We start from the raw sequence: 24126 nt of genomic DNA on the forward strand, positions 1-24126 counted from the left end.
AAGCTAAAATCTATCGCTTAACCGAACCTGATAAGTCATGACGCTCACCGAACTCAAGTACATCGTCGCCGTCGCTCGCGAACGCCACTTCGGCCGCGCGGCGGAAGCGTGCTTCGTGTCGCAGCCGACCCTCTCGGTAGCCATCAAGAAGCTCGAGGACGAGCTGAACGTGCAGATCTTCGAGCGTGGCACGTCGGAAGTCTCGGTGACCGCCATCGGGGAGCAGATCGTGGCGCAGGCGCAGCGCGTGCTCGAACAGACCATGGCCATCCGCGAGATCGCCAAGCAGGGCAAGGACCCGCTGGCCGGTCCGCTACGCGTCGGCGTCATCTATACGATCGGGCCGTATCTGCTGCCGATGCTGGTCAAGCAGATGATCGAGACCGTCCCGCAGATGCCGCTGATGCTGCAGGAAAACTACACGAACAAGCTCATCGAACTGCTCAAGCAGGGCGAGATCGACTGCGCGATCATGGCCGAGCCGTTCCCCGACTCCGGCCTGACCGTGCGCCCGCTCTACGACGAGCCGTTCGTCGTGGCCGTGCCGCGCGGCCACCAGCTGGCGACGCAGAGCCATGTGGACCCCGACGAACTCAAGCAGCAGACCATGCTGCTGCTCGGCAGCGGCCACTGCTTCCGCGATCACGTGCTGGGCGTATGCCCCGAGTTATCGCGGTTCTCGCAGGCCGCGGACGGCATCCAGAAGACGTTCGAGGGCTCGTCGCTCGAAACGATCCGCCATATGGTCGCCAGCGGGGTCGGCATCACGGTGCTCCCGCGCACGTCGGTGCCCGACCTCAAGCCGCGCAACGACCTGCTCGCCTATGTGCCGTTCGCCGATCCGGTCCCCGATCGCCGCGTGGTGCTGGCATGGCGCAAGAGCTTCACGCGCCTGCCCGCCATGGAAGCGCTGGCGACCGCGGTGGCCGCCTGCGAACTGCCCGGCATCCGCCGCATCTCCGACAGCCCGCTCCAGGAAGCCGTCGCCGCATAGCCATTACCTATTCGATAGTTAGAAACAAACAAATTCTGACTTTCGATAGTGTTAGGTAGACTTCCCTTATCGCATTCAGGGAGGTGCATCATGGTCAAGCTGTTCATCGAAGATTACGCCGCGCTCCGTCAGGACGCCGCCACGGCGCCGCGCGCTCAGGAAGCCGCGCGGCTTCGCCTCAAGCTCTACCGCAAGGAAATCGGGATGGCCGTCGTCGCGCTGGGCGCGATGGCGATGTTCGTCGATGCGGCGCGCGCGTTCGCCGCGCTGGCTACCTGAAGTCCCCCGGCTAGTACCGGCGGATAGTGGTGCCTGTATAACATCCGATGCGATAATGGCCGCAACCCCTCGTGGGTAATTTCCTCGTGGCATGACCCGCATTACCGGAACGGAGCTGACCTACCATGGCAAAGAAGAACGAGATGAGCGTGAACATCGGTATTTCCGACAAGGACCGCAAGAAGATTGCTGAAGGGCTGTCGAAGCTGCTCGCGGATACGTACACCCTCTACCTCAAGACCCATAATTTCCACTGGAACGTGACGGGTCCCATGTTCAACACGCTGCATCTGATGTTCGAGACGCAGTACACGGAACTGGCACTGGCCGTCGACGCCATCGCCGAGCGCATTCGCGCGCTCGGTTACCCGGCACCGGGTACCTACAAGGAATACGCGAAGCTGTCGTCGATTCCCGAGGAAGAGGGCGTGCCCGAAGCCACCGAAATGATCCGCAAGCTGGTCGAAGGCCAGGAAGCCGTGGTGCGCACCGCGCGCTCGCTGTTCCCGGCGATCGACGCCGCCGGCGACGAGCCGTCGGCGGACCTGCTGACGCAACGCATGCAGACGCACGAGAAGACCGCGTGGATGCTGCGCGCGATGTTGGCCTGATATCTGCCCGGCCGATGTCATGAAACGCGCCCCGGCTTACAATGCCGGGGCGCGTTTTTCGTTCTTGCCCCCATATCCTCATGTCCCAGCCCGCCGCCGCCCCCCACCAGCCCAGCCGCCTGGCGCTCTATGCCAGGCTGATCCGCATCGACAAGCCCATCGGCACGCTGCTGCTGCTGTGGCCGACGCTGTGGGCGCTGTGGATGGCCTCGGACGGCGTGCCCGACCTGGGCATCTTCGCGATTTTCTTTATCGGCACCTTTCTTATGCGTTCCGCGGGTTGCGCGATGAACGACTGGGCCGATCGCGACTTCGACAAGCACGTCAAGCGCACGAAGGAACGGCCGCTGACGGCGGGCCTGATCGCCGGATGGGAAGCGCTGGCCATTGCCGCGGCGCTCGCGCTCGTGGCGTTCGCGCTGATCCAGCCGCTCAACGCGCTGACCAAATGGCTGTCGGTGATTGCGGTGGTGCTGGCTGGCAGCTATCCGTTCTTCAAGCGATTCTTCGCGATTCCGCAGGCATACCTCGGTATCGCGTTCGGGTTTGGCATGCCGATGGCCTATGCGGCCGTGCAGGGTTCGGTGCCGCCGGTGGCATGGGTGATGCTGGCCGCCAATGCGTTCTGGTCGGTGGCTTACGACACCGCGTATGCGATGGTCGATCGCGACGACGACCTGCTGATCGGCATGAAGACGTCGGCCATCACGTTCGGCCGCTTCGACGTGGCCGCGATCATGCTGTGCTACGCGGTGTTCCTCATCACGATGGCGTGGGTCGGTGTCCAGCTCTCGCTGGGCTGGCCGTATCAGGCCGGCGTGCTCGCCGCGGTCGGCTGCGCGATCTATCACTACACGCTGATTCGCGGGCGCGACCGCATGCAGTGCATGACCGCGTTTCGCCATAACAACTGGCTCGGTGCCTGCCTCTTTGCCGGCACCGCGCTGGCCTATGCACTGAAATAAGCGTTACGGGTTTCCGGCCTTATTCTCGTCCGCGCTCCGCGCCCGTCCGAATTCCGCCCCCATTTCCTTGCCGCGTGCCGCCGCGGCATGCATCGCGCGCACGAATACGTCCGCGATACCGCCCGCATCCATCGTCGTCAGCGCCGCGTACGTGGTGCCGCCCTTCGACGTCACGCGCTCGCGCAGCGTGGCCACCGGTTCCGTGGACTGATCCGCGAGCGACGCGGCGCCGCGGAACGTTTGCACCGCGAGCTTGCGGCCCTGTTCGGCGGTCAGGCCGAGTTCGGTCGCCGCGCGCTCCATCGCCTCGATGAAATAGAACACGTAGGCCGGGCCGCTGCCCGAGATCGCCGTGACGGCGTCGATCTGCGCATCGCCCTCCACCCAGATGCACTGGCCCACGGCTTCGGCGACCGCGGTCGCGATGTCGCGGTCCTGCGCGGACAGCCCGGCCACGGCGGCCAGGCCCGTCATGCCCATGCCCGCGAGGGCCGGCGTGTTCGGCATCGCGCGGACGAGGCGCGCATGGCCGCCAAACCAGCGCTGCATGTCCTCGAGCCGGATGCCGGCCGCCACGCTGATCACGAGACCGCCGCCGCCCTGGCGCGCAGCCATCTGGGGCGCGAGTTGCGCGGCCGCTTCATGGAATTGTTGCGGCTTGATGGCGAGGACCAGTACATCGCTGCCGCCGAACGCCGCGTCGGGTGCCTCGAGCGTCTGCACGCCAAATACGCGCGCCAGGCGCTCGCGCGCCTCGGCGAACGGATCGACCACGCGAATGGACGCGGCCGGCACGCCGCGCGCGATCAGCCCGCCGATCAGCGCGGACGCCATATTGCCGCCGCCGAGGAAGCCGAAGGTAAGGGTATCGAGCATGTTGTCTGGTCCGTAGAAAGTGTGGGAATGCGTGAGGCGGCCCGTCGTGTCCGTTTCAGTCCTTCGGCGGCCGCGCGCCGAAGATGGCCGTGCCGATGCGCACCATCGTGGCGCCTTCGGCGATCGCGGCGTCCATGTCGCCGGACATGCCCATCGAGAGCGTGTCCACGTCGAGGCCGGCTTCGCGCAGCGTGGCCAGCAGCGCATGCATGGCCGCGAATGGCCGCCGCTGCGCAACCGGATCGTCCTCGGCTTCGGGAATCGCCATCAGCCCGCGCAACCGCAGCCGCGGCAGGGCCGCGATCTCCCGCGCGAGCGCCAGCACCTCGGCGGGGGCGACCCCGCTCTTGCTGTCTTCGCCGCTGATATTGACCTGGATGCAGACCTGCAGCGGCGGCAGGCCTTCGGGCCGCTGGTCGGACAGCCGCTGCGCGATTTTCAGGCGGTCGATCGCGTGAACCCAGTCGAATCGTTCGGCGACGGGCCGGGTCTTGTTACTTTGCAGCGGGCCGATGAAATGCCACTGGATTTGTGCGCGTAAATCGTCGAGCGCGGCAATCTTGTCCAGTCCTTCCTGCACATAGTTTTCACCGAAAGCGGTCTGTCCGGCCGCGAAGGCGGCCCGCACGGCGGCAGGGGAAACGGTCTTGGAAACGGCCAGCAGCAACACCGCGGAGGGGTCTCTGCCAGCCTGTTGTGTGGCCGCCGCGATGCGCTTTGTCACGGCTTGCAAGTTGGCGGCGATTACAGACATAATCCGGCGAACATACCAAAGAAGTACACAACAACAAGCAGTTATTTTTGGGTGGGGTCATTATAGATGGACATCGCGCAGCTATTGGCTTTCGCCGTCAAGAACAAGGCGTCCGATCTCCACCTCTCGGCAGATATGCCGCCGATGGTGCGTATCCACGGCGACATGCGCCGTATCAACGTTGCGGCAATGGGGCACAAGGATGTCCACGCCATGGTGTACGACATCATGAGCGACTCGCAACGCAAATCCTATGAAGAGCGGCTCGAGGTCGATTTCTCGTTCGAGATCGGCGGCCTCTCGCGTTTCCGCGTCAACGCCTACAACACGCAGCGCGGCGCGGCGGCGGTATTCCGTACCATTCCCTCGAAGGTGCTTACGCTCGACGATCTGCATGCGCCCGCGGTATTCGCGGACCTGTGCATGAAACCGCGCGGCCTCGTGCTCGTGACGGGCCCGACCGGTTCGGGCAAGTCGACGACGCTCGCGGCGATGGTCGATCACCGCAACGACAACGACATGGGTCACATCCTCACGGTGGAGGACCCGATCGAATTCGTGCACAACTCGAAGAAGAGCCTGATCAACCAGCGCGAGCTCGGTCCGCATACGCATTCGTTCGCGAACGCGCTGCGCTCCGCGCTGCGTGAGGATCCGGACGTGATCCTCGTCGGCGAACTGCGCGACCTCGAAACGATCCGCCTCGCGCTGACCGCGGCCGAAACGGGCCACCTGGTCTTCGCGACGCTGCACACGAGCTCCGCCGCGAAGACGATCGACCGGGTCGTGGACGTGTTTCCGCCCGAGGAAAAGGACATGGTCCGCACGATGTTGTCGGAATCGCTCGAGGCCGTGATCTCGCAGACGCTGCTCAAGACGCGCGACGGCAATGGCCGGACCGCGGCGCACGAGATCATGATCGCGACGCCTGCCATCCGCCACCTGATTCGCGAGAACAAGATCGCGCAGATGTATTCGATGATGCAGACGAGCAGCGGGCTCGGCATGCAGACGCTCGACCAGTGCCTGTCGGACCTGATCAAGCGCGGCATGATCAACTACAACGACGCGCGGGCGATTGCGAAGAATCCCGACGCCTTCATGGGCTGAGGAGGGCAGGGCGATGCTCGATCGAGATTCCGCTTCGAAGTACATCAACGACCTGCTGGAACTGATGGTCAACAACCGCGGCTCGGACCTGTTCATCACGTCCGATTTCCCGCCGGCCATCAAGGTCGATGGCAAGATCACGCCGGTTTCCCAGCAGCCGCTGAACCCGACGCAGGCGCTGGGCCTCGTGCGCTCGATCATGAACGAGCGGCAGGTGCAGGAGTTCGACAACTCGAGCGAATGCAACTTCGCGATCACGGCACCGAATGCGGGCCGCTTCCGCGTGTCGGCATTCGTGCAGCAGGGCAAGGCCGGCATGGTCGTGCGGACGATCAACACGCGCATTCCATCGGTGGAGGATCTGGACCTGCCCGAGTCGCTGCACGACATCGTGATGGCGAAGCGCGGCCTCGTGATCGTGACCGGTGCGACGGGCTCGGGCAAATCGACGTCGCTCGCGGCCATGCTCGACTACCGCAATGCGCATTCGTACGGCCATATCATCACGATCGAGGATCCGATCGAGTACGTGCACGCGCACCAGAACTGCATCATCACGCAGCGCGAGGTCGGCATCGATACCGAGTCGTGGCACGTGGCGCTGAAGAACACGCTGCGGCAGGCACCCGATGTGATCCTGATCGGCGAAATCCGCGATCGCGACACGATGGAGTACGCGATGCAGTACGCGGAAACGGGCCACCTGTGCCTGGCCACGCTGCACGCGAACAATGCCAACCAGGCGATCGACCGGATCGTCAACTTCTTCCCCGAGGAGAAGCGCCAGCAGCTGCTGATCGATCTGTCGCTGAACCTCAAGGCCATGATCTCGCAGCGCCTGCTGCCGCGCGCGGGCCAGAAGGGCCGCGTGCCCGCGGTGGAGATCATGATCGGCACCCCGATGGTGGCGGACCTGATCTTCAAGGGCGAGATCCACGAGCTCAAGGAAGTCATCAAGAAGTCCCGCGAGCAGGGCATGATCTCGTTCGACCAGGCGCTGTTCGAACTCTACGAGGCGGAGAAGATCGCCTACGAGGACGCGCTCAAGAACGCGGACTCGCTCAACGATCTGCGGCTCATGATCAAGCTCCACAGCAAGCGGCATCGCGATACCGACATCGCCGCGGGCACCGAACACCTCAACGTGATCTGAGCAATGCGTTATGCTGGCGGCTCCTTTTTCGAGGAGTCCGCCCCATGACCAACGATATTCGTAACGTCTACCAATTCGAGGCGAATGCCCTGACGGGCGAACCGGTCTCGCTCTCCGACTTCCGCGGCAAGGTCCTGCTGATCGTCAATACGGCCAGCGAATGCGGCTTCACGCCGCAATACACGGGCCTGCAGGCGCTGCATGACGTATATGGCGACCGTGGCTTCGAGGTACTCGGCTTTCCGTGCAACCAGTTCGGCAAGCAGGAGCCAGGCGATGCCGCGCAGATCGGCGCGTTCTGCGAATCGCGTTTCCAGGTCACCTTTCCGCTGTTCGCGAAGATCGACGTCAATGGCGCCGACGCGCATCCGCTCTATCGCTGGCTGACCGCCGAGAAGCCCGGCGTGCTCGGCACGCAGGCCATCAAGTGGAATTTCACCAAATTCCTCGTGCGCCGGGACGGCACCGTCTTCAAACGCTACGCCCCGACGACCAAGCCCGAGGAAATCCGCGGCGATATCGAGACGCTGCTCGCCGACCCGGGCGCCTGACGGGCCCTAGCCGAGCATCCGGTCCACGAGTTCCACCCAGTGCATCACCGGCGTGTCGGTGCCGCTCTGCAGATGCGTGATGCAGCCGATATTGGCGGACACGATGGTCTCGGGCGACGTCGCCTGTAGCCGGGCGAGCTTGTCGTCGCGCAGCCGGTAGGACAGCTCGGGTTGCAGCACGGAGTACGTGCCAGCCGAGCCGCAGCACAGGTGATTGTCGGCGCAGAGCTTGACCTCGATGCCGAGGCCCGTGAGCAGGCCTTCCACCTTGCCGCGAATCTGCTGGCCATGCTGCAGCGTGCACGGCGGATGCCACGCGATGCGCCGGCTGCTGCGCGGGACGGCACCGGCCAGCCGGTGCAGTTCGTCGGAGAACGCGGGCAGGATCTCGGAGATATCGCGCGTGAGTTCGGACACACGCGCCGCGCGCTCGGCATACGCCGGATCGTCGCGCAGCAGATGGCCGTAGTCCTTGACCATCGCCCCGCAGCCGGACGCGTTCATCACGATGGCTTCGACGCCGGCCTGGATATGCGGCCACCATGCGTCGATATTGGCGCGCATGTTGTCGAGGCCGCCCGCGTGATCGCCGGTATGGAAGCGGATGGCGCCACAGCAGCCTGCCTCGCGCGCGACCACGGTCTGCACACCGAGGCGGTCCAGCACGCGCGCGGTGGCGGGATTGATATTGGGCGACATCGCCGGCTGCACGCAGCCTTCCAGCAGCAGCATCTTGCGCGCATGCGTGGCGGTGGGCCACTTGCCGGGCGCGGCCATCTTCGCCGCCGCCGGCACCTTGTTGCGCAGCGTCTGCGGCAGCAGCGGCCGCACGAGTTGCCCCATGCGCAGCGCGGGGCGGAACAGCGCGGGCCGCGTCAGGCTCTCGCGCAATGCCCACCGTTTGAAGCGCTCGTTCGCGGGCCGCTCGACGCCGGCATCGGCCAGCACGTCATCGACGACCTTGCGGCCGATGTCGACGAGGCGGCCGTAGCGCACGCCCGACGGACATGTGGATTCGCAGTTGCGGCAGGTCAGGCAGCGGTCCAGGTGCAGGCGCGTGGATTCGGTCACGGGATGACCTTCCAGCATCTGCTTCATCAGATAGATGCGGCCGCGCGGACCGTCGAGCTCGTCGCCGAGCAACTGGTAGGTGGGGCAGGTGGCCGTGCAGAAACCGCAGTGCACGCATTTGCCGACGATCGACTTGGCTTCCTCGCCCTCGGGCGTGTCGCGCAGGAATTCGGCCAGGGTAGTTTGCATGGTGGGGACCTTGGCGTGGCGGTTCAGAGACCGGGATACATGCGTTGCGGGTTGAAGATGCCGGCCGGATCGAACGTCGCCTTCAGTCGTTGATGGATGGCCATGAGTGGCGAGGCAAGCGGCGTGAACACGCCCGCGTCCTTGTTGCCGTTGCGGAACAGCGTGGCATGGCCGCCGACGGCCTGCGCGGCCGCGCGCACGGCCTCGGCCGCGCTGTCACCGGCGTCGGCGGGCGCGATCCACCATCGCTGGCCGCCGCCCCATTCCACCAGTTGCGCGCCCGGCAGCGGCAGGATCGGCGCCGTGGTCGGCGTGGCGATGCGCCACAGTGCCGCGCCATCGTGCGCCGGCGCAAAGAACGGATGCGATTGTTCGCGCAGGGTATGCCACAACGCCACGGCCTCCGCTTCATGCACGCGTTCGCCCCCGAGCTTCTCGCAGGCCGAGCGGATCGCGGCGGTGGCGCCGGACAGGCGCACGTGCAGCACGCCGTCGTGCCATACCGATGCCGCCACCGGCAGCGGCTGGCCGCCCCACGTATTGAGGCGATCGAGTGCGTCCTGCTGCGAGGCCGCGAAGCGCAGCGTCGCATCGCCGAACGGCACCGGCATGACCTTGAGCGAGACCTCGAGGATGATGCCGAGCGTGCCGAGCGAGCCTGCCAGCAGGCGCGAGACATCGTAGCCCGCCACGTTCTTCATGACCTGCCCGCCGAAGCTCATGACCTGGCCGTGGCCGTCCATCAGCTGCGCGCCGAGCACGAAGTCGCGCAGCGCGCCGGCCGACTGGCGGCGCGGACCGGACAAGCCTGCCGCGACGGCGCCGCCGAGCGTGGCAAGGCCCGGCGCGCAGAAGTGCGGTGGCTCGAAGGCGAGCATCTGGCGGCAATCGGCCAGCGCGGCCTCGATCTCGGTCAGCGGCGTCCCGCAGCGCGCGGTGATGACGAGTTCGGCCGGATCGTAGTCGACGATGCCCTTGTAGGCCGTCGTGTCGAGCACGCTGCCGGCCAGCGTCTGGCCATAGAAATCCTTGCTGCCGCCGCCGCGCAGGCGCAGCGGGGTACGGGTTTCGTTGGCCGCGCGAATGGCCGCGCGAAAGTCGTCGAGAATCGCTTCCATGAAGGCTGTGGGGGTTGTCTCGTTGTCGTTATCGGTACTTCGGTATCTGCAGGGCCTTCAGAAACGCGGCAGGTCAGGGTGAGGCAACAGTCCGCGCTTCACATGCATCTTTCCGTACTCGGCGCAGCGCGCGAGCGTGGGAATCGCCTTGTCCGGATTGAGCAGGCGCGCCGGATCGAACGCGGCCTTCACGCCGAAGAACGCCTCGCGTTCCGCGGGCGAGAACTGCACGCACATCGAATTGAGCTTCTCGACGCCCACGCCATGCTCGCCCGTGACCGTGCCGCCGAGTTCGACGCAGGACTCGAGGATATCGGCGCCGAACAGTTCCGCGCGGTGCCACTCGTCCTGATCTTCGCCATTGAACAGGATCAGCGGATGCATGTTGCCGTCGCCCGCATGGAACACGTTGATGCAGCGCAGCCCGTACTTGGGCTCCATCTGCTCGATGCGCTTGAGCAGCGTGCCGATGTGCTTGCGCGGAATCGTGCCGTCCATGCAGTAGTAGTCGGGCGAGATGCGGCCCGCGGCCGGAAACGCGTTCTTGCGGCCGCTCCAGAAGCGCAGCCGCTCGGCTTCGCTCTGCGACACCGTGATGCGCGTCGCGCCCGAGGCGCGCAGCACCTCGCTCATGCGCTCGATTTCCTCGGCCACCTCTTCGGGCGTGCCATCGGACTCGCACAGCAGGATCGCGGCGGCCTCGACGTCGTAGCCCGCGTGCACGAACTCTTCCACCGCGGCCGTGGCCGGGCGGTCCATCATCTCGAGCCCCGCCGGGATGATGCCGGCGGCGATCACGTCGGCGACCGCATTGCCGCCTTTCTCCACGTCGTCGAAGCTGGCCATGATCACCTGCGCGAGCTGGGGCTTGGGGATCAGCCGCACGGTCACCTCGGTCACCACCGCGAGCATGCCCTCGGAGCCGATGACCGCGGCCAGCAGATCGAGCCCCGGCGCGTCCGGCGCTTCCGAGCCGAACACCACGACATCGCCTTCCATGGTCACGCCGCGCACGCGCAATACGTTATGCACGGTCAGGCCGTACTTGAGGCAGTGCACGCCGCCCGAGTTCTCGCCGACGTTGCCGCCGATCGAGCAGGCGATCTGCGACGAAGGATCGGGCGCGTAGTACAGATTGAACGGCGCGGCCGCCTCGGAGATCGCGAGATTGCGCACGCCGGGCTGGACCACGGCCGTGCGCGAGCGCGGATCGACCTTGACGATGCGCTTGAACTTCGCGAGCGACAGCACGAGGCCGCCGGCGATCGGCATCGCGCCGCCCGAGAGGCTCGTGCCCGAGCCGCGCGGCACCACGGGCACGCCGAGCTTGTGGCACAGGCGCAGCACTTCGCAGACCTGATCCTCGGTATCGGGGAGCACCACGGCATCGGGCACCTGCCGGTAGGCCGCGAGACCGTCGCATTCGTACGGCACCGTGTCTTCGGATTTCCACAGGATCGCGGTGTCGGGCAGGATGCGCGCGAGGCCGGCGAGCAGGGCCGCGCGGCGCTGCTCGGCGTCGGGCGCGTCCTTCATCAGTGTCTGGGCATCTTGCGGGGCGTTCATGGCAACTCCTGTAGCGGCCGGCAGGGTGCGCTGACTATAGCGCAGCCCCTCCGCCGCGAGCGCGTTTGTCCACGTGAATTCGGCATGGCAGACCGATCAAAACTGCTCATGCCGCGCGTGGCGCGAGTCCGGTATGTCTCCCTCCAGATTAGTCGCCGGAGCGGGGCAGAGGGGTTACCAGTCGAGGCCCAGCAGCCAGTCCACGAAATACCGCGCTTCGGGCTTGAGGGGCGCCTGCTCGCGCTCGACGATGTAGTAGCCGTGCGGGGACACGGACTCGATATCGAGCAGTTTCACCATCTGGCCGGCCGCGAGCCACTGGCGCGCCATGCGCTGGCGCACGAGCGCTACGCCCTGATTGGACGCAATGGCCTCGAGCAGCAGGCCGATATCGTTGAACTGGGGCCCGGTCTGCGGCTCCGGCCAGTCGAGGCCCGCCGTTTCGAACCACGGCCGCCACGGTTCGAGCGGACTGCGCAGCAGCACGAGGTTATGGAGGTCGGCGGGCTTCGTGATCGACCGCCCGTTGATGCGGTCGTAATACTCGCGCCCGCAGGCCGGAAATACGGGCTCCACGAGCAGTTTCGTGGTGCGCAGGTCCGGATAGCGGCCCGTGCCGTAGCGCACCTCCACGTCGGTGTCCTCGGCCTTCACGTCCACGAACGGGATGGCCAGGTGCAGTTCGAGGTCGATATGCGGGTAGAGCGCGCCGAATTCGGGCAGGCGCGGCACCAGGTGCTGCCGCCCGAACGTGGGCGGAATGGCCACGCGCAGGCGCGTGCGCATCTTGTTGTACTCGGGGCGGGCCAGCTCGTTCAGGGACTTGAGCGCATCCTGCACGTTGCGCTGGTAGCGCGCGCCGGCCGCGGTGAGCCGCAGCGCCGCGTTGGAGCGCACGAACAGGTCCTCGCCCCAGAGCTCCTCGAGGTTCTTGATGCGGTGCGACACGGCGCTGGGTGTCACCGACAGTTCTTCGGCCGCGCGCGCGAAGCTGCCCAGCCGCGCGGCGGCCTCGAACGCGATCAGCAGGTGCAGCGGCGGGACGCGATGGAAAACCGATGCCATGTTCTGCGCCCCCGGCCTAGCGCGCCGCGCTGAAGATCTTGCCGGGGTTGAGGATGTGGTTCGGGTCGAGCGCGTCCTTGATGGCGCGCATCAGGTCCAGCGCATCCTCGCCATGCTCCTGCACGAGGAACGCCTTCTTGTGCAGTCCCACGCCGTGCTCGCCGGTGCAGGTGCCGCCCATGGCCAGCGCGCGCTCGACGATGCGGCGGTTGATGGCCTCCGCTTCGGCCATTTCTTCGGGCTTCGCGGGATCGACGAGGATCGCCACGTGGAAATTGCCGTCGCCCACATGGCCGACGATGGGGCACGGCAGCGCCGAGGCGTTGAGGTCCCGTTCGGTCTCGGTCACGCATTCGGCCAGGCGCGAGATGGGCACGCAGACGTCGGTGGTCACCGACTTGCAGCCCGGCTTCAGCTGCAGCATCGCGAAGAACGCGGTATGGCGCGCGTTCCAGAGCCGGCTGCGGTCCTCGGGGCGGGTGGCCCATTCGAAGCCCTGTCCGCCATGCTCGGCGGCGATCTGCTGCACGGTCTCGGCCTGCTCGCGCACGCCGGCCTCGGTGCCGTGGAATTCGAAGAACAGGTGCGGCGTCTCCGCCATCGTCATGTTGTCGTGACGGTTGATCGCGCGGATGGCGAGCGCATCGACGAATTCCACGCGGGCCACGGGCACGCCGAGCTGGATGGTCTCGATGGTCGCGCGCACGGCGTCGCCCATGCTCGGGAACGCGCAGACGGCCGCGGAAATCGCCTCGGGCTGCGGATACAGGCGCACGGTCACCTCGGTGATGATGCCGAGCGTGCCCTCGCTGCCGACGAACAGGCGGGTCAGGTCGTAACCGGCCGAGGACTTGCGGGCCTGGGTACCGGTGCGGATGACGCGGCCGTCGGCAGTCACCACGGTCAGCGCGAGCACGTTCTCGCGCATCGTGCCGTAGCGCACGGCGTTGGTCCCGGACGCGCGCGTCGCGCACATGCCGCCGATCGAGGCGTCGGCGCCCGGATCGATCGGGAAGAACAGTCCGGTGTCCTTGATCTCCTGATTCAGCTGCTTGCGCAGCACGCCGGTCTGCACCGTGGCGGTCAGGTCCTCCGCCTGCACGGCGAGCACGCGGTTCATCTGGGACAGGTCCAGGCTGATGCCGCCGGCCACGGCCAGCAGATGGCCCTCCAGCGAGGAGCCCGCGCCATACGGAATCAGCGGCACCGCGTGCGCGTTGCACAGGCGGGCCACCTCGGCGACTTCCTCGGTGGTCTGGGCGAACACCACGGCATCGGGCGGCTCGGGCGGAAACGGCGACTCGTCGCGGCCATGGTGCTCGCGTACGCCGGCGGACGTGGTGAAGCGGTCGCCGAAGCGCGCGGCGAGCGTCTGCGCGACGATATCCGGCAGCGGCCGGCGCGCGAGCGCGGAGGCAGGGGTGGGGTGGTTCATGGCGGGCGTCTCCGGCGGGCTTCTTGAATGCCGACATTCTACGCCCGTGGCCGCGCGCGGCTTCCTGCCGTTCCCATGCGGCGCCATAATGCGCGCATTCCATCCTCGACACCGCATCGGACACCAAGGAGACCGCATGGGCAACCGCCTGTCGAAAATCGCCACGCGCACCGGCGACGCCGGCACCACCGGGCTGGGCGACGGCAGCCGCACCGGCAAGAACAGCCTGCGCATCGCCGCCATCGGCGACGTGGACGAGCTGAATTCGCATATCGGGTTGCTGCTGACCGAGCCCGGCGTGCCCGCCGACGTGCGCGACGCACTGGTTGCGGTACAGCACGATTTGTTCGACCTGGGCGGCGAACTGTCGATTCCAGGCTACACGCTGCTCCAGACCGAGCAGGTCGCGCAACTCGACACGTGGCTGGAACATTACAATGGCGCCCTGCCGCGCCTGGCCGAGTTCATCCTGCCGGGCGGCTCGCGTGCCGCGGCGGCGGCGCACGTCTGCCGCACGGTCTGCCGGCGGGCGGAGCGGGCACTGGTGGCGCTCGGCGCGACGGAGGCGCTCAACGAAGCGCCGCGCCAGTACCTGAACCGGCTGTCCGACCTGCTGTTCGTGCTCGCTCGCGTGCTGAACCGCGCGGCGGGCGGCAGCGACGTCCTGTGGCAGCGGGAACGAAAAAGTTAATAATAAGCCTCTTTAACGGGCAAATCCCTGCGGGTGTGGCGGGTCGATGACACGCGACGGGGTTGGATGGCATAACCGAGAAAATTACTCGGAAATGTCATTTTGACCCTTGAAAAGCCCTCGGACGGCCACATTTCGCACTCAGGTTGAATTGCAGTCCCCCAAAAGCGCGGGGCTCAATAGGAGAGAACAGAAATGGGTAAGATCATCGGTATCGACTTGGGTACCACCAATAGCTGCGTTTCGGTGCTGGAAGGCAATACGCCGAAGGTCATCGAGAATTCCGAAGGCGCTCGCACGACGCCTTCCATCATCGCCTACATGGAAGATGGCGAAATCCTGGTCGGCGCGCCGGCCAAGCGCCAGGCGGTGACCAATCCGCGTAACACGCTGTACGCGGTGAAGCGCCTGATCGGCCGCAAGTTCGAAGAGAAGGAAGTCCAGAAGGACATCGGCCTGATGCCGTACGCCATCGTCAAGGCCGACAACGGCGACGCATGGGTAGGCGTGCGCGACCAGAAGCTGGCACCGCCGCAGGTGTCGGCCGAAGTGCTGCGCAAGATGAAGAAGACCGCCGAGGACTACCTGGGCGAGCCGGTGACCGAGGCCGTGATCACGGTGCCGGCCTACTTCAACGACTCGCAGCGCCAGGCGACCAAGGACGCCGGCCGCATCGCGGGCCTGGACGTCAAGCGCATCATCAACGAGCCGACCGCGGCCGCGCTGGCGTTCGGCATGGACAAGAACGAGAAGGGCGACCGCAAGATCGCCGTGTATGACCTCGGTGGCGGTACGTTCGATATCTCGATCATCGAGATCGCGGACGTGGACGGCGAGAAGCAGTTCGAAGTGCTGTCGACGAACGGCGACACGTTCCTCGGTGGCGAGGACTTCGACCAGCGCCTGATCGACTACATCATCGGCGAGTTCAAGAAGGAACAGGGCGTCGATCTGTCGAAGGACGTGCTGGCGCTGCAACGCCTGAAGGAAGCCGCCGAAAAGGCCAAGATCGAACTGTCGAGCTCGCAGCAGACCGAAATCAACCTGCCGTACATCACGGCGGATGCCTCGGGTCCGAAGCACTTGAACCTGAAGATCACCCGCGCCAAGTTCGAGGCGCTGGTCGAGGAACTGATCGCCCGCACGATCGAGCCTTGCCGCATCGCGATCAAGGATGCCGGCGTGCGCGTGAGCGACATCGACGACGTGATCCTGGTCGGCGGCATGACTCGCATGCCCAAGGTGCAGGAACAGGTCAAGGAGTTCTTCGGCAAGGAAGCGCGCAAGGACGTGAACCCCGATGAAGCCGTGGCCGTCGGTGCCGCGATCCAGGGTGCCGTGCTGTCGGGCGACCGCAAGGACGTGCTGCTGCTGGACGTGTCGCCGCTGTCGCTGGGCATCGAGACGCTGGGTGGCGTGATGACCAAGATGATCACGAAGAACACGACCATCCCGACCAAGCATGCGCAGGTGTTCTCGACCGCCGACGACAACCAGCCCGCGGTGACCATCAAGGTCTACCAGGGCGAGCGTGAAATGGCGACCGGCAACAAGCTGCTGGGCGAGTTCAACCTCGAAGGCATTGCGCCGGCACCGCGCGGCACGCCGCAGATCGAGGTGTCGTTTGACATCGACGCGAACGGCATCCTGCACGTGGGCGCCAAGGACAAGGCAACCGGCAAGGAAAACCGGATCACCATCAAGGCGAACTCCGGTCTGTCGGAAGACGAGATCCAGCGCATGGTGAAGGACGCCGAGGCGAACGCCGAGGAAGACAAGAAGGCCCGCGAGCTCGCCGATGCGCGCAACCAGGCCGACGGTCTGATCCACTCCACCCGCAAGGCACTGACCGAGCATGGCGACAAGCTCGAAGCCGGCGAGAAGGAGAAGATCGAAGCCGCGATCCGCGAGCTGGAAGAAGCGGCCCGTGGCGGCGACAAGGCGGAAATCGATACCAAGGTGACCGCGCTGTCGGAAGCCGCGCAGAAGCTGGGCGAGAAGGTCTACGCCGATATGCAGGCGCAGGCTGGCGCGGCCGGTGCGGCGGGCGATGCGGGCGCGGCGGGTGCCGGCGGTGCGCATCAGCAGGCGCAGCCGCAGGACGACAACGTCGTGGATGCCGAATTCAAGGAAGTCAACGACAAGAAGTAAAGCGGGAACGGGCGGCGGCGCGGGTGATGCCGGCGCCGCCCCCGACCCGACGCCGGGCGACGGAGATTCGAGGATCGCGGTGAAAACCGCACCCGGATGCCGCGCTCGGCTTTTTGCTTATTTATCAGGTAAGAGCCACCATGGCAAAACGTGATTACTACGAAGTGCTCGGGGTAGGCAAGAACGCGAGCGACGAAGAGATCAAGAAGGCTTATCGCAAGCTCGCGATGAAGTACCACCCGGACCGCAATCCGGACAACAAGGACGCCGAAGACAAGTTCAAGGAGGCCAAGGAGGCCTACGAGATGCTGTCGGACGCGGACAAGAAGGCCGCGTACGACCAGTATGGTCACGCGGGCGTGGACCCCAACATGGCCGGCGGCTTCGGCGGCGGACAGGGCTACGGCGGCTTTGCCGAGGCCTTCGGCGATATCTTCGGCGACATCTTCGGCCAGCAGGCCGGCGGGCGCCGCGGCAACGGTCCGCAGGTCTATCGCGGGACCGATCTGCGCTACAGCATGGAGATCACGCTCGAGCAGGCCGCGCATGGCCACGAGGCGCAGATCCGCGTGCCGCACTGGGACGAATGCGACCACTGCCACGGCAATGGCGCGGAACCGGGTTCGTCGGTGGAAACCTGCCCGACGTGTAACGGCGTCGGCCAGGTACGGGTGTCGCAGGGCTTCTTCACGATGCAGCAGACCTGCCCGAAGTGCCACGGCAGCGGCAAGTTCATCCCGAAGCCGTGTACCAAGTGCCATGGCCAGGGCAAGCTGAAGTCGCAGAAGACGCTCGAGGTGAAGATTCCCGCGGGCATCGACGAAGGCATGCGCATCCGGTCGTCGGGCAATGGCGAGCCGGGCATCAACGGCGGTCCTCCGGGCGACCTGTACGTCGAAGTCCATATCAAGCCGCATGCGGTGTTCGAGCGCGATGGCGACGATCTGCATTGCCAGATGCCGATCTCGTTCGCGACCGCGGCGCTCGGCGGCGATATCGAAGTGCCGACGCTGAACGGCCGCGCGTCGTTCCCGGTGCCCGAGGGCACGCAGGCGGGCAAGACGTTCCGGCTGCGCGGCAAGGGCATCAAGGGCGTGCGCTCGGGCTATCCGGGCGACCTCTATGTGCACGTGGTCGTCGAGACCCCGGTCAAGCTGACCGAGTCGCAGAAGGAACTGCTGCGCCAGTTCGACCGCTCGGTCCACGAGGGCGGTTCGCGCCACAGTCCGCAGGAGCAATCCTGGCTGGACAAGGTGAAGAGCTTCTTCAGCTGATAGCCTGTCCCCGGGTCAGGAGGGCAATGCGCGATAATGCTTCGTCGTCGCGCATTGCCCTTTTTCTTTCCCCTTGCCTTCTTCCGTCCCCGTCCTCTCCCGTTCGCCCTTCGTCCTGCTCGACGATGCCACCGCGCCCGCGGCAGACCCGGTATCGCGCCTCTACACGGACTTCGTTCGCGAAGATGTCGTGCCGGCCGGCGCGAACGTGCGGACGCTCGACGCGCTGCTGAGCGCGGGCTGGCGCGAGGGGCTCCATGCCACGCTGTTCGCGCCGTACGAGTTCGGCGGCGCGCTGGTTGGCGCACCTGTCCACATGGGCGGCGCATTGCCGTTCCATGACGGCGCGCTGCGCGTGCTGTGGTTCCGCACGCTGCAGCGCATGACCGCGGACGATGTCGGTGCATGGCTCGCATCGAACGCGGCGGCGGGACCGGCCGGCGCGCTCGGCGTGCGCAGCGATACGCCGTGGCCCGCCTATGCGGACGCAATCGCCCGGATCCACGACTGGATCGAGGCCGGCGATACCTACCAGGTCAATTTCACACAGCGGCTGCGGTTCGCGATGTTCGGCGACCCCGTGGCACTGCATGCGGCACTGCGTGCGGCGCAGCCCGTACCGTACGGCGTGCTTGCGCGGCTGCCCGGCGACCGCTGGGTCTCGTCGCTGTCACCCGAGCTGTTCGTCGCGCACGACGGCAACGGCCATCTGCTCGCGCGGCCGATGAAGGGCACCGCGCCGCGCGGCGGCGATGCCGCGGAGGACGCGGAGATCGCGCGCGCGCTCGCGGCCGACCCGAAGAACCGCGCGGAAAACGTGATGATCGTCGATCTGCTGCGCAACGATCTCGGCCGCGTGGCGGTGCCGGGCAGCGTGCGGGTGCCGGATCTGTTCGCGGTGACGCCGTTCGGGCGCGTGCTGCAGATGACGTCGACGGTCACGGCCGAAGCGCGTGCCGGCACACGCTTCGGCGACCTGATGGCCGCGCTGTTTCCATGCGGGTCGATCACGGGCGCGCCCAAGCGCCGGACGATGGAGATCATCGCGGCGCTCGAGTCGTCGCCGCGCGGCATTTATACCGGTGCGATCGGCTGGCTCGATCCCGATGGCGCGTTCGCGATGTCGGTGGCGATTCGCACGCTCGTGCTCGATGCGATGGGGGACGACGGCTTGCGGGCCGGCGAGATGGGCGTGGGCGGCGGCATCGTGCACGACAGCGTGGCGGCCGACGAATATACGGAATGCGGGTGGAAGGCGCGCTTTCTTACCGCGCACGATCCGGGTTTCACGCTGTTCGAGACGATGCACGCGCGCGACGGCGTGTGCATCGCGCAGTCGCGGCATCTGGCGCGACTCGCCGCGTCGGCGGCGGCGTTCGGGTTTGCATTCGATGCGGAAGCCGCGGCGCGCGCCGTGCAGGCCGAGGCCGTGCGGCTGGGCGACGGCGACTGGCGTCTGCGTGTCAGCGTGGACAAGGCGGGCACGCTCGCCTTTGCGAGCGGTGCGCTTGTGCCGCTGGCGCAGCCGGTAGCGGTCGATATCGCGGCGGAGCCATTGCCCGACGCGGATCCGCTGCGGCGCTACAAGACGAGCGCGCGCGCGGTCTACGACGCGGGGTGGCAGGACGCGGAGCGGCGCGGCGCATTCGACCGGCTGTTCTTCAACACGCGGGGCGAGTTGCTCGAAGGCGGGCGCAGTTCGGTGTTCGCGAAGATCGACGGCGAGTGGCTGACACCGCCGCTGTCGGCGGACATCCTGCCGGGCGTGATGCGTGCACAACTACTGGAACAAGGTGTCAGCCAAGGTGTTAGGCAGGGCGACGCGACGCTCGACGGCCCCGCTCGCGAGGCCACGATCACGCGCGCGATGTTCGCGCGCGCGCAGCGGGTGGTGGTATGCAACGCGCTGCGCGGCGCGATGACGGCGGTCGTCGTGGACGCGTCCCAGGCCGGGTACTAGGCCGGGTACTGGGCCGGGTACTGGGCCGGTACTAGGCCGAGAACGTGTGTTCCGGCGCGGGGAAGCTGCCATCCTTCACCGCGGCCACATAGGCGCGCACCGCGCCTTCGATCGACGTCTGCCCTTCCATGAAGTTGCGCACGAACTTCGCCTTGCGGCCCGGGTAGACATTGATCATGTCCTGCAGCACGAGCACCTGCCCCGTGCAATCGACACCGGCGCCAATGCCGATCGTCGGCACCTTCAGCAGCGACGTCACCGTGGCCGCCAGCGCGGCCGGCACCGCTTCCATCAGCACGATCTGCGCGCCGGCTTCCTGCAGCGACACCGCATCGCGCTTGAGCTGCGCCGCGCCCTCATCGGTCTTGCCCTGCACCTTGAAGCCGCCGAGCGCATGCACCGACTGCGGCGTCAGTCCGATATGCGCGCACACCGGAATGCTGCGCTCGACGAGAAAGCGCACGGTCGGCGCCAGCCATTCGCCGCCCTCGATCTTGACCATATGCGCGCCCGCGCGCATCAGCGCGACGGCGCTCGCATAGGCCATCTCTGGCGTGGCGTAGGTACCGAACGGCAGGTCCGACATCAGCAGCGCGGTCTGGTTGCCACGCGCGACGCATTCGGTGTGATACACCATGTGCGCGAGCGTGACGGGCAGCGTGGTCTGCTGCCCCTGCATCACGTTGCCGAGCGAATCGCCGACGAGAATCACCTCCACGCCGCAGAAATCGAGCAGCGCGGAGAAGCTCGAGTCGTACGCGGTCAGCATGACGATCTTTTCGCCGGCATCGCGCATCGCCTGCAGCTTCGGGAGGGTGACGGTCTTGCGGGAGGGGTCGAGGAGGTAGCTCATGGGAATCCGTATCGTTATCGCGCGGCGAAATTCAGGAAGGCTCTGCGGCCCCGCATCGTTTCTATGCGCGACATCAGTGTACGGAAATCGTCGTCATTGTCCACCGGATTGAAATGCGCGGTATCGACGATCATGACCGGCGCGTCGTCGTAACGATGGAACAGTTCGCCGTACGCATCGACGAGGCGCTGCAGATACGCTTCATCGACATGGGACTCGCCCGGCAGCCCGCGGCGCGCGATACGCTCGCGCAGCAGCGAGGGCGTGGCCTGCAGCATGATCACGAGGTCCGCGCGCTGCGGACGCGGCGGCATGCGCGCGGCCAGCGCATCGTAGAGCGCGAGTTCGTCGGCCTCGAGCGTCAGCGCCGCGTAGAGGCGATCGCGCTCGTAGAGGAAATTGGTGACCATGCGCTGCGTGGCCAGCAGCGCGGCGTGCCAGTGTTCAAGCTGCTGGATGCGCGCGTTGAGGCAGGAGAGCTGCATCGGCAGCGCATAACGCTGCGGCTCGCGATAGAACCGCTCGAGGAACGGGCTGCGCCGCGCGCCGTCGGGCAGTTCGCCGGCCTGCAGGGTGCGCGCGAGGCGCTGCGCCAGCGCGCTCTTGCCGGAACCCACGGGACCTTCGATGACGATGCGGCGGAGATGTTCGAGCATGAGTCGGCGCGCGTGATTGGAAGGAATTCAGCAATACGGCGAGGTCCGCGGCGCGGACCGGCTCAGGAAGCGGCGGCGCCCTGTTGCGCGAGCCGCGGACACTTGCATGAGGAAAACTTCTCGATGCGCTGGTCCTGTACGCGCGGCAAATGATCGGCGGCGCGGCCGCGGCCCGGAATGACGAGCTCGGGATCGAGTTCCACCAGCGGCACCAGCACGAACGCGCGCTCGGTGATGCGCGGATGCGGCACCGTCAGCGGTTCGGTGTCGATGATGTCGGCACCGAACAGCAGCAGGTCGAGATCGAGCGTGCGCGGCGCGTTGCGAAACGGCCGCTCGCGTCCGAACTGATCCTCGATGTGATGGCAGATGCGAAGCAGCTGCGGCGCCGTGAACGGTGTTTCCACCTTCACCACGGCGTTGAAATAGTCGTCACCGCCGGCGTCGACCGGCGCGGTGCGATAGAACGAGGATTTGGCCACGACCGTGATGCCGACCTGCTGGGCCAGGCACACGATCGCGTCCTTCAGTGCCTGGCGGGCATCGCCAATGTTGGCGCCGATGCCGATATAGGCAAGTGTCATTTATGTGTCCTCCGGCTGGGCGCGGCCGGACCCTGATTCTGCGGCCTGACCCCCATCCGCCGCGTCCGTGTCGCCCCGCGTGGAGACTTTATCCGATTTCCGCGGGCCGCGCCGACGGCGCTTTTTCTTCACGGCGCCTGCCGGGCCGCTGCCCGGGCCGTCGGCCTCGGCCTGCGCGTTGCGCGACGGCCGCGCGGAGGCGATCAGATCCTCGCGCTGGTCGGGCGGCGCATTCTGGAAGTCGGCCCACCACTGCGCGATCTCCGCGGGCTGCTCGCCCGATTCGCAGCGCAGTTGCAGGAAGTCGAAGCCGGCGCGGAAACGCGGCGACTCGAGCAGCCGGAACGGCATGCGGCCCACGCGTTTCTCGAAACGCGGCTGCATGCCCCAGATGTCACGCATATCCGTCACGAAGCGGCGCTGGATCGCGAGTTGGCCGGTCTGCTTCTCCAGCACCATGTCCATCGCGGTATTGAGCGCGGCGATGGGGTGCTCGCCTTCCTCGCGCAGGCGCTCCCAGCGCTGCAGCACGTGGTGCCACAACAACGACGCGAACAGGAAGCCCGGCGATACCGGCTTGCCGGCCTGCACGCGGCGATCGGTGTTGTCGAGCGCCAGCTGCACGAAGCGCTGGCCCATCGGCTGCTCGATGGCCACGTCGAGCAGCGGCAGCAGGCCCTTGTGCAGGCCCGCCTTGCGCAGCTCCTGCAGCGAAGCCCATGCGTGGCCCGACATCAGCAGCTTGAGCATCTCGTCGAACAGGCGCGCGCTCGGCACATTGTGGATCAGCGAGGCCAGGCCCGCGATCGGCTCGCGCGTGTGTTCGTCGATCGTGAAGCCGGTCTTGGCCGCGAAACGCACGACGCGGAGCATCCGCACGGGATCTTCGCGATAGCGCGTGACCGGGTCGCCAATCATGCGCAGCGTGCGCGCGCGGATGTCTTCCATGCCGTGATGGTAGTCATGCACGGTCTGCGCGGCCGGATCGTAGTACATCGCGTTGATCGTGAAGTCGCGGCGTTCCGCGTCTTCGGCCTGCGAGCCCCAGACGTTGTCGCGCAGCACGCGGCCCGACGCATCGATCGCATGGGTCTTGCTGTCGAGCTCGCTGCGCTTGAGGCGGCGCCCCTCGGGCAGCGTCTCGCTGGCCACGGCATCCACGAGGGCGCGGAACGTCGAGACCTCGATGATCTCCTGCTCGCGGCCGCCGTAGAACGTCACGTGGACGATCTGGAAGCGCCGGCCGATGATGCGCGAGCGGCGGAACAGCGCCTGCACCTGGTCCGGCGTGGCGTTGGTCGCCACGTCGAAGTCCTTCGGCTTGATGCCGAGCAGCAGGTCGCGCACGGCGCCGCCGACGATAAAGGCCTGGTAGCCGGCCTGCTGCAGCGTGGAGGTGACCTTGACCGCGTTGCGCGAGATCAGCGAGGGATCGATGCGATGTTCTTCCACGCCGACGATGCGCGGCGTGTGCGCGCGGCCGAGAAGACGCTGTTTGGGCCCTGGCTTGCCCAGGAGCCTGTTGATGAGCTTCTTGATCACGTCAGAACAGGTCCATGATGCGCCAGCCGGCCGCGGCGGCGTGGTGGCGCAGGCGGTCGTCCGGGTTGGCGGCGATCGGATCGCTGACCTTCTCGAGCAACGGCAGGTCGTTGGCGGAGTCGCTGTAGAACGTCGTGGTGCCGAAGTCTTCCCAGCGCGCGCCGAGGCCCTTCAGCCACGATTCGACGCGCGTGATCTTGCCCTCGCGGAAACTCGGCACGCCGGCCACCTCGCCGGTAAAGGCGCTGTCGGGCTTGCCGTCCGCGGTTGCGGGTTCGGTCGCGATCAGGTGCTTGATGCCGAAGGCGGCCGTGATCGGCGCGGTGACGAAACTGTTGGTGGCGGTGACCACCGCGCACAGGTCGCCGGCTTCGAGGTGCTTGTACACGAGCGCGCGGGCCTGCGGCGTGATGACGGGGTCGATGACCTCGCGCATGAAGCGGCCGCGCCATTCCTCGAGGCGGTCGCGCGGGTTCGCGGCCAGCGGCGCCAGCGCAAAGCGCAGGAACGCCTGGATGTCGAGCGTGCCCGCCTTGTATTGCGCATAGAACTCGTCGTTCCTGCGGCGATAGGATTCCTCATCGACGACGCCCATGCGGACGAGGAAGCGGCCCCATTCGTGGTCGCTATCGGTCGGGATCAGGGTGTGGTCGAGGTCAAACAGTGCCAGATTCATGG

23 protein-coding genes are annotated in these 24126 nt (G+C 66.5%); 11 read left to right on the forward strand and 12 right to left on the reverse strand.

Features of this window, described 5'->3' with window-relative positions:
* The first annotated feature begins 37 nt into the window (after window positions 1–37).
* From FOB72_RS00575 to ubiA, 4 genes are all read left to right on the forward strand, one after another.
* On the forward strand, window positions 38–994 hold the full coding sequence (locus FOB72_RS00575) for a LysR substrate-binding domain-containing protein (RefSeq protein ID WP_150370757.1): 957 nt from the start codon (window positions 38–40) through the stop codon (window positions 992–994).
* A gap of 90 nt (window positions 995–1084) precedes the next feature.
* Window positions 1085–1273: a hypothetical protein gene (locus tag FOB72_RS00580; protein ID WP_150370758.1), complete on the forward strand. Its 189-nt coding sequence runs from the start codon at window positions 1085–1087 to the stop codon at window positions 1271–1273.
* A 125-nt stretch (window positions 1274–1398) separates the two neighbouring features.
* Entirely contained in the window at window positions 1399–1884 is a 486-nt protein-coding gene (locus FOB72_RS00585; protein WP_150370759.1) for a Dps family protein, read from the forward strand.
* Window positions 1885–1964: 80 nt separating this feature from the next.
* Complete coding sequence (gene ubiA, locus FOB72_RS00590; RefSeq protein WP_150370760.1) at window positions 1965–2849, forward strand: 4-hydroxybenzoate octaprenyltransferase; 885 nt, start codon at window positions 1965–1967, stop codon at window positions 2847–2849.
* Window positions 2850–2852: 3 nt separating this feature from the next.
* Here ubiA and proC read toward each other — a convergent pair whose 3' ends face one another.
* Window positions 2853–3725: a pyrroline-5-carboxylate reductase gene (gene proC, locus FOB72_RS00595; RefSeq protein ID WP_150370761.1), complete on the reverse strand. Its 873-nt coding sequence runs from the start codon at window positions 3723–3725 to the stop codon at window positions 2853–2855.
* A gap of 55 nt (window positions 3726–3780) precedes the next feature.
* The gene (locus FOB72_RS00600) at window positions 3781–4479 is read right to left on the reverse strand and encodes a YggS family pyridoxal phosphate-dependent enzyme (RefSeq protein WP_150370762.1); all 699 of its coding nucleotides are present in this window, start codon (window positions 4477–4479) and stop codon (window positions 3781–3783) included.
* A gap of 66 nt (window positions 4480–4545) precedes the next feature.
* Between FOB72_RS00600 and FOB72_RS00605 the strand changes: the two genes are divergently transcribed.
* From FOB72_RS00605 to FOB72_RS00615, 3 genes are read left to right on the forward strand one after another with little or no spacing between them, the layout of a single operon-like run.
* Window positions 4546–5589, forward strand: coding sequence for a type IV pilus twitching motility protein PilT (locus tag FOB72_RS00605; protein WP_150370763.1), 1044 nt, complete (start codon window positions 4546–4548; stop codon window positions 5587–5589).
* Between the two features lie 13 nt (window positions 5590–5602).
* Window positions 5603–6742 (forward strand): PilT/PilU family type 4a pilus ATPase, encoded by a 1140-nt coding sequence (locus FOB72_RS00610; RefSeq protein ID WP_150370764.1) that lies wholly within the window; start codon window positions 5603–5605, stop codon window positions 6740–6742.
* Window positions 6743–6798: 56 nt separating this feature from the next.
* Window positions 6799–7293 (forward strand): glutathione peroxidase, encoded by a 495-nt coding sequence (locus FOB72_RS00615; protein ID WP_150373685.1) that lies wholly within the window; start codon window positions 6799–6801, stop codon window positions 7291–7293.
* Window positions 7294–7299: 6 nt separating this feature from the next.
* Here FOB72_RS00615 and glcF read toward each other — a convergent pair whose 3' ends face one another.
* From glcF to FOB72_RS00640, 5 genes are all read right to left on the reverse strand, one after another.
* A complete protein-coding gene (gene glcF / locus FOB72_RS00620; protein ID WP_150370765.1) occupies window positions 7300–8553 on the reverse strand; it encodes a glycolate oxidase subunit GlcF in 1254 nt (417 codons plus the stop codon).
* 23 nt (window positions 8554–8576) lie between these two features.
* Window positions 8577–9671 carry a glycolate oxidase subunit GlcE gene (glcE, locus tag FOB72_RS00625; protein ID WP_150370766.1) on the reverse strand — a complete coding sequence of 365 codons (1095 nt, stop codon included), beginning with the start codon at window positions 9669–9671 and terminating at the stop codon, window positions 8577–8579.
* Window positions 9672–9728: 57 nt separating this feature from the next.
* Window positions 9729–11237, reverse strand: coding sequence for an FAD-linked oxidase C-terminal domain-containing protein (locus FOB72_RS00630; protein ID WP_150370767.1), 1509 nt, complete (start codon window positions 11235–11237; stop codon window positions 9729–9731).
* Between the two features lie 174 nt (window positions 11238–11411).
* Complete coding sequence (locus tag FOB72_RS00635) at window positions 11412–12302, reverse strand: LysR substrate-binding domain-containing protein (RefSeq protein ID WP_150370768.1); 891 nt, start codon at window positions 12300–12302, stop codon at window positions 11412–11414.
* Between the two features lie 16 nt (window positions 12303–12318).
* A complete protein-coding gene (locus FOB72_RS00640) occupies window positions 12319–13737 on the reverse strand; it encodes an FAD-binding oxidoreductase (RefSeq protein ID WP_150370769.1) in 1419 nt (472 codons plus the stop codon).
* Between the two features lie 136 nt (window positions 13738–13873).
* Between FOB72_RS00640 and FOB72_RS00645 the strand changes: the two genes are divergently transcribed.
* From FOB72_RS00645 to pabB, 4 genes are all read left to right on the forward strand, one after another.
* Window positions 13874–14428: a cob(I)yrinic acid a,c-diamide adenosyltransferase gene (locus FOB72_RS00645; RefSeq protein WP_150370770.1), complete on the forward strand. Its 555-nt coding sequence runs from the start codon at window positions 13874–13876 to the stop codon at window positions 14426–14428.
* Between the two features lie 195 nt (window positions 14429–14623).
* Window positions 14624–16579 (forward strand): molecular chaperone DnaK, encoded by a 1956-nt coding sequence (dnaK, locus tag FOB72_RS00650; RefSeq protein WP_150370771.1) that lies wholly within the window; start codon window positions 14624–14626, stop codon window positions 16577–16579.
* A gap of 140 nt (window positions 16580–16719) precedes the next feature.
* Window positions 16720–17853 (forward strand): molecular chaperone DnaJ, encoded by a 1134-nt coding sequence (gene dnaJ / locus FOB72_RS00655; RefSeq protein ID WP_150370772.1) that lies wholly within the window; start codon window positions 16720–16722, stop codon window positions 17851–17853.
* A gap of 73 nt (window positions 17854–17926) precedes the next feature.
* The gene (gene pabB, locus FOB72_RS00660) at window positions 17927–19813 is read left to right on the forward strand and encodes an aminodeoxychorismate synthase component I (protein ID WP_150370773.1); all 1887 of its coding nucleotides are present in this window, start codon (window positions 17927–17929) and stop codon (window positions 19811–19813) included.
* Window positions 19814–19844: 31 nt separating this feature from the next.
* Here pabB and panB read toward each other — a convergent pair whose 3' ends face one another.
* From panB to FOB72_RS00685, 5 genes are all read right to left on the reverse strand, one after another.
* Window positions 19845–20666, reverse strand: a complete 822-nt coding sequence (gene panB, locus FOB72_RS00665) for a 3-methyl-2-oxobutanoate hydroxymethyltransferase (protein ID WP_150370774.1) — start codon at window positions 20664–20666, stop codon at window positions 19845–19847.
* Window positions 20667–20680: 14 nt separating this feature from the next.
* Window positions 20681–21322, reverse strand: coding sequence for a deoxynucleoside kinase (locus FOB72_RS00670; RefSeq protein WP_150370775.1), 642 nt, complete (start codon window positions 21320–21322; stop codon window positions 20681–20683).
* A 62-nt stretch (window positions 21323–21384) separates the two neighbouring features.
* Window positions 21385–21906 carry a 2-amino-4-hydroxy-6-hydroxymethyldihydropteridine diphosphokinase gene (folK, locus tag FOB72_RS00675; protein WP_150370776.1) on the reverse strand — a complete coding sequence of 174 codons (522 nt, stop codon included), beginning with the start codon at window positions 21904–21906 and terminating at the stop codon, window positions 21385–21387.
* A complete protein-coding gene (gene pcnB / locus FOB72_RS00680) occupies window positions 21907–23448 on the reverse strand; it encodes a polynucleotide adenylyltransferase PcnB (RefSeq protein ID WP_150370777.1) in 1542 nt (513 codons plus the stop codon).
* Between the two features lies 1 nt (window position 23449).
* Window positions 23450–24124, reverse strand: a complete 675-nt coding sequence (locus tag FOB72_RS00685) for an HAD family hydrolase (protein WP_150370778.1) — start codon at window positions 24122–24124, stop codon at window positions 23450–23452.
* Window positions 24125–24126 lie beyond the last annotated feature (2 nt).

This window comes from Cupriavidus pauculus (genome assembly GCF_008693385.1).
Taxonomy (GTDB): Bacteria; Pseudomonadota; Gammaproteobacteria; order Burkholderiales; family Burkholderiaceae; genus Cupriavidus; species Cupriavidus pauculus_D.

What these genes read in the sequence shown, in the direction of transcription:
- FOB72_RS00575 (WP_150370757.1), top strand. Translation starts at nt 38, where the DNA reads ATGACGCTCACCGAACTCAAGTACATCGTCGCCGTCGCTCGCGAACGC.
- glcE (WP_150370766.1), bottom strand. Translation starts at nt 9,671, where the DNA reads ATGGAAGCGATTCTCGACGACTTTCGCGCGGCCATTCGCGCGGCCAAC.
- dnaJ (WP_150370772.1), top strand. Translation starts at nt 16,720, where the DNA reads ATGGCAAAACGTGATTACTACGAAGTGCTCGGGGTAGGCAAGAACGCG.
- ubiA (WP_150370760.1), top strand. Translation starts at nt 1,965, where the DNA reads ATGTCCCAGCCCGCCGCCGCCCCCCACCAGCCCAGCCGCCTGGCGCTC.
- FOB72_RS00600 (WP_150370762.1), bottom strand. Translation starts at nt 4,479, where the DNA reads ATGTCTGTAATCGCCGCCAACTTGCAAGCCGTGACAAAGCGCATCGCG.
- panB (WP_150370774.1), bottom strand. Translation starts at nt 20,666, where the DNA reads ATGAGCTACCTCCTCGACCCCTCCCGCAAGACCGTCACCCTCCCGAAG.
- FOB72_RS00610 (WP_150370764.1), top strand. Translation starts at nt 5,603, where the DNA reads ATGCTCGATCGAGATTCCGCTTCGAAGTACATCAACGACCTGCTGGAA.
- folK (WP_150370776.1), bottom strand. Translation starts at nt 21,906, where the DNA reads ATGACACTTGCCTATATCGGCATCGGCGCCAACATTGGCGATGCCCGC.
- FOB72_RS00685 (WP_150370778.1), bottom strand. Translation starts at nt 24,124, where the DNA reads ATGAATCTGGCACTGTTTGACCTCGACCACACCCTGATCCCGACCGAT.
- proC (WP_150370761.1), bottom strand. Translation starts at nt 3,725, where the DNA reads ATGCTCGATACCCTTACCTTCGGCTTCCTCGGCGGCGGCAATATGGCG.
- FOB72_RS00605 (WP_150370763.1), top strand. Translation starts at nt 4,546, where the DNA reads ATGGACATCGCGCAGCTATTGGCTTTCGCCGTCAAGAACAAGGCGTCC.
- FOB72_RS00585 (WP_150370759.1), top strand. Translation starts at nt 1,399, where the DNA reads ATGGCAAAGAAGAACGAGATGAGCGTGAACATCGGTATTTCCGACAAG.
- dnaK (WP_150370771.1), top strand. Translation starts at nt 14,624, where the DNA reads ATGGGTAAGATCATCGGTATCGACTTGGGTACCACCAATAGCTGCGTT.
- FOB72_RS00670 (WP_150370775.1), bottom strand. Translation starts at nt 21,322, where the DNA reads ATGCTCGAACATCTCCGCCGCATCGTCATCGAAGGTCCCGTGGGTTCC.
- FOB72_RS00635 (WP_150370768.1), bottom strand. Translation starts at nt 12,302, where the DNA reads ATGGCATCGGTTTTCCATCGCGTCCCGCCGCTGCACCTGCTGATCGCG.
- FOB72_RS00645 (WP_150370770.1), top strand. Translation starts at nt 13,874, where the DNA reads ATGGGCAACCGCCTGTCGAAAATCGCCACGCGCACCGGCGACGCCGGC.
- FOB72_RS00630 (WP_150370767.1), bottom strand. Translation starts at nt 11,237, where the DNA reads ATGAACGCCCCGCAAGATGCCCAGACACTGATGAAGGACGCGCCCGAC.
- FOB72_RS00640 (WP_150370769.1), bottom strand. Translation starts at nt 13,737, where the DNA reads ATGAACCACCCCACCCCTGCCTCCGCGCTCGCGCGCCGGCCGCTGCCG.
- glcF (WP_150370765.1), bottom strand. Translation starts at nt 8,553, where the DNA reads ATGCAAACTACCCTGGCCGAATTCCTGCGCGACACGCCCGAGGGCGAG.
- FOB72_RS00580 (WP_150370758.1), top strand. Translation starts at nt 1,085, where the DNA reads ATGGTCAAGCTGTTCATCGAAGATTACGCCGCGCTCCGTCAGGACGCC.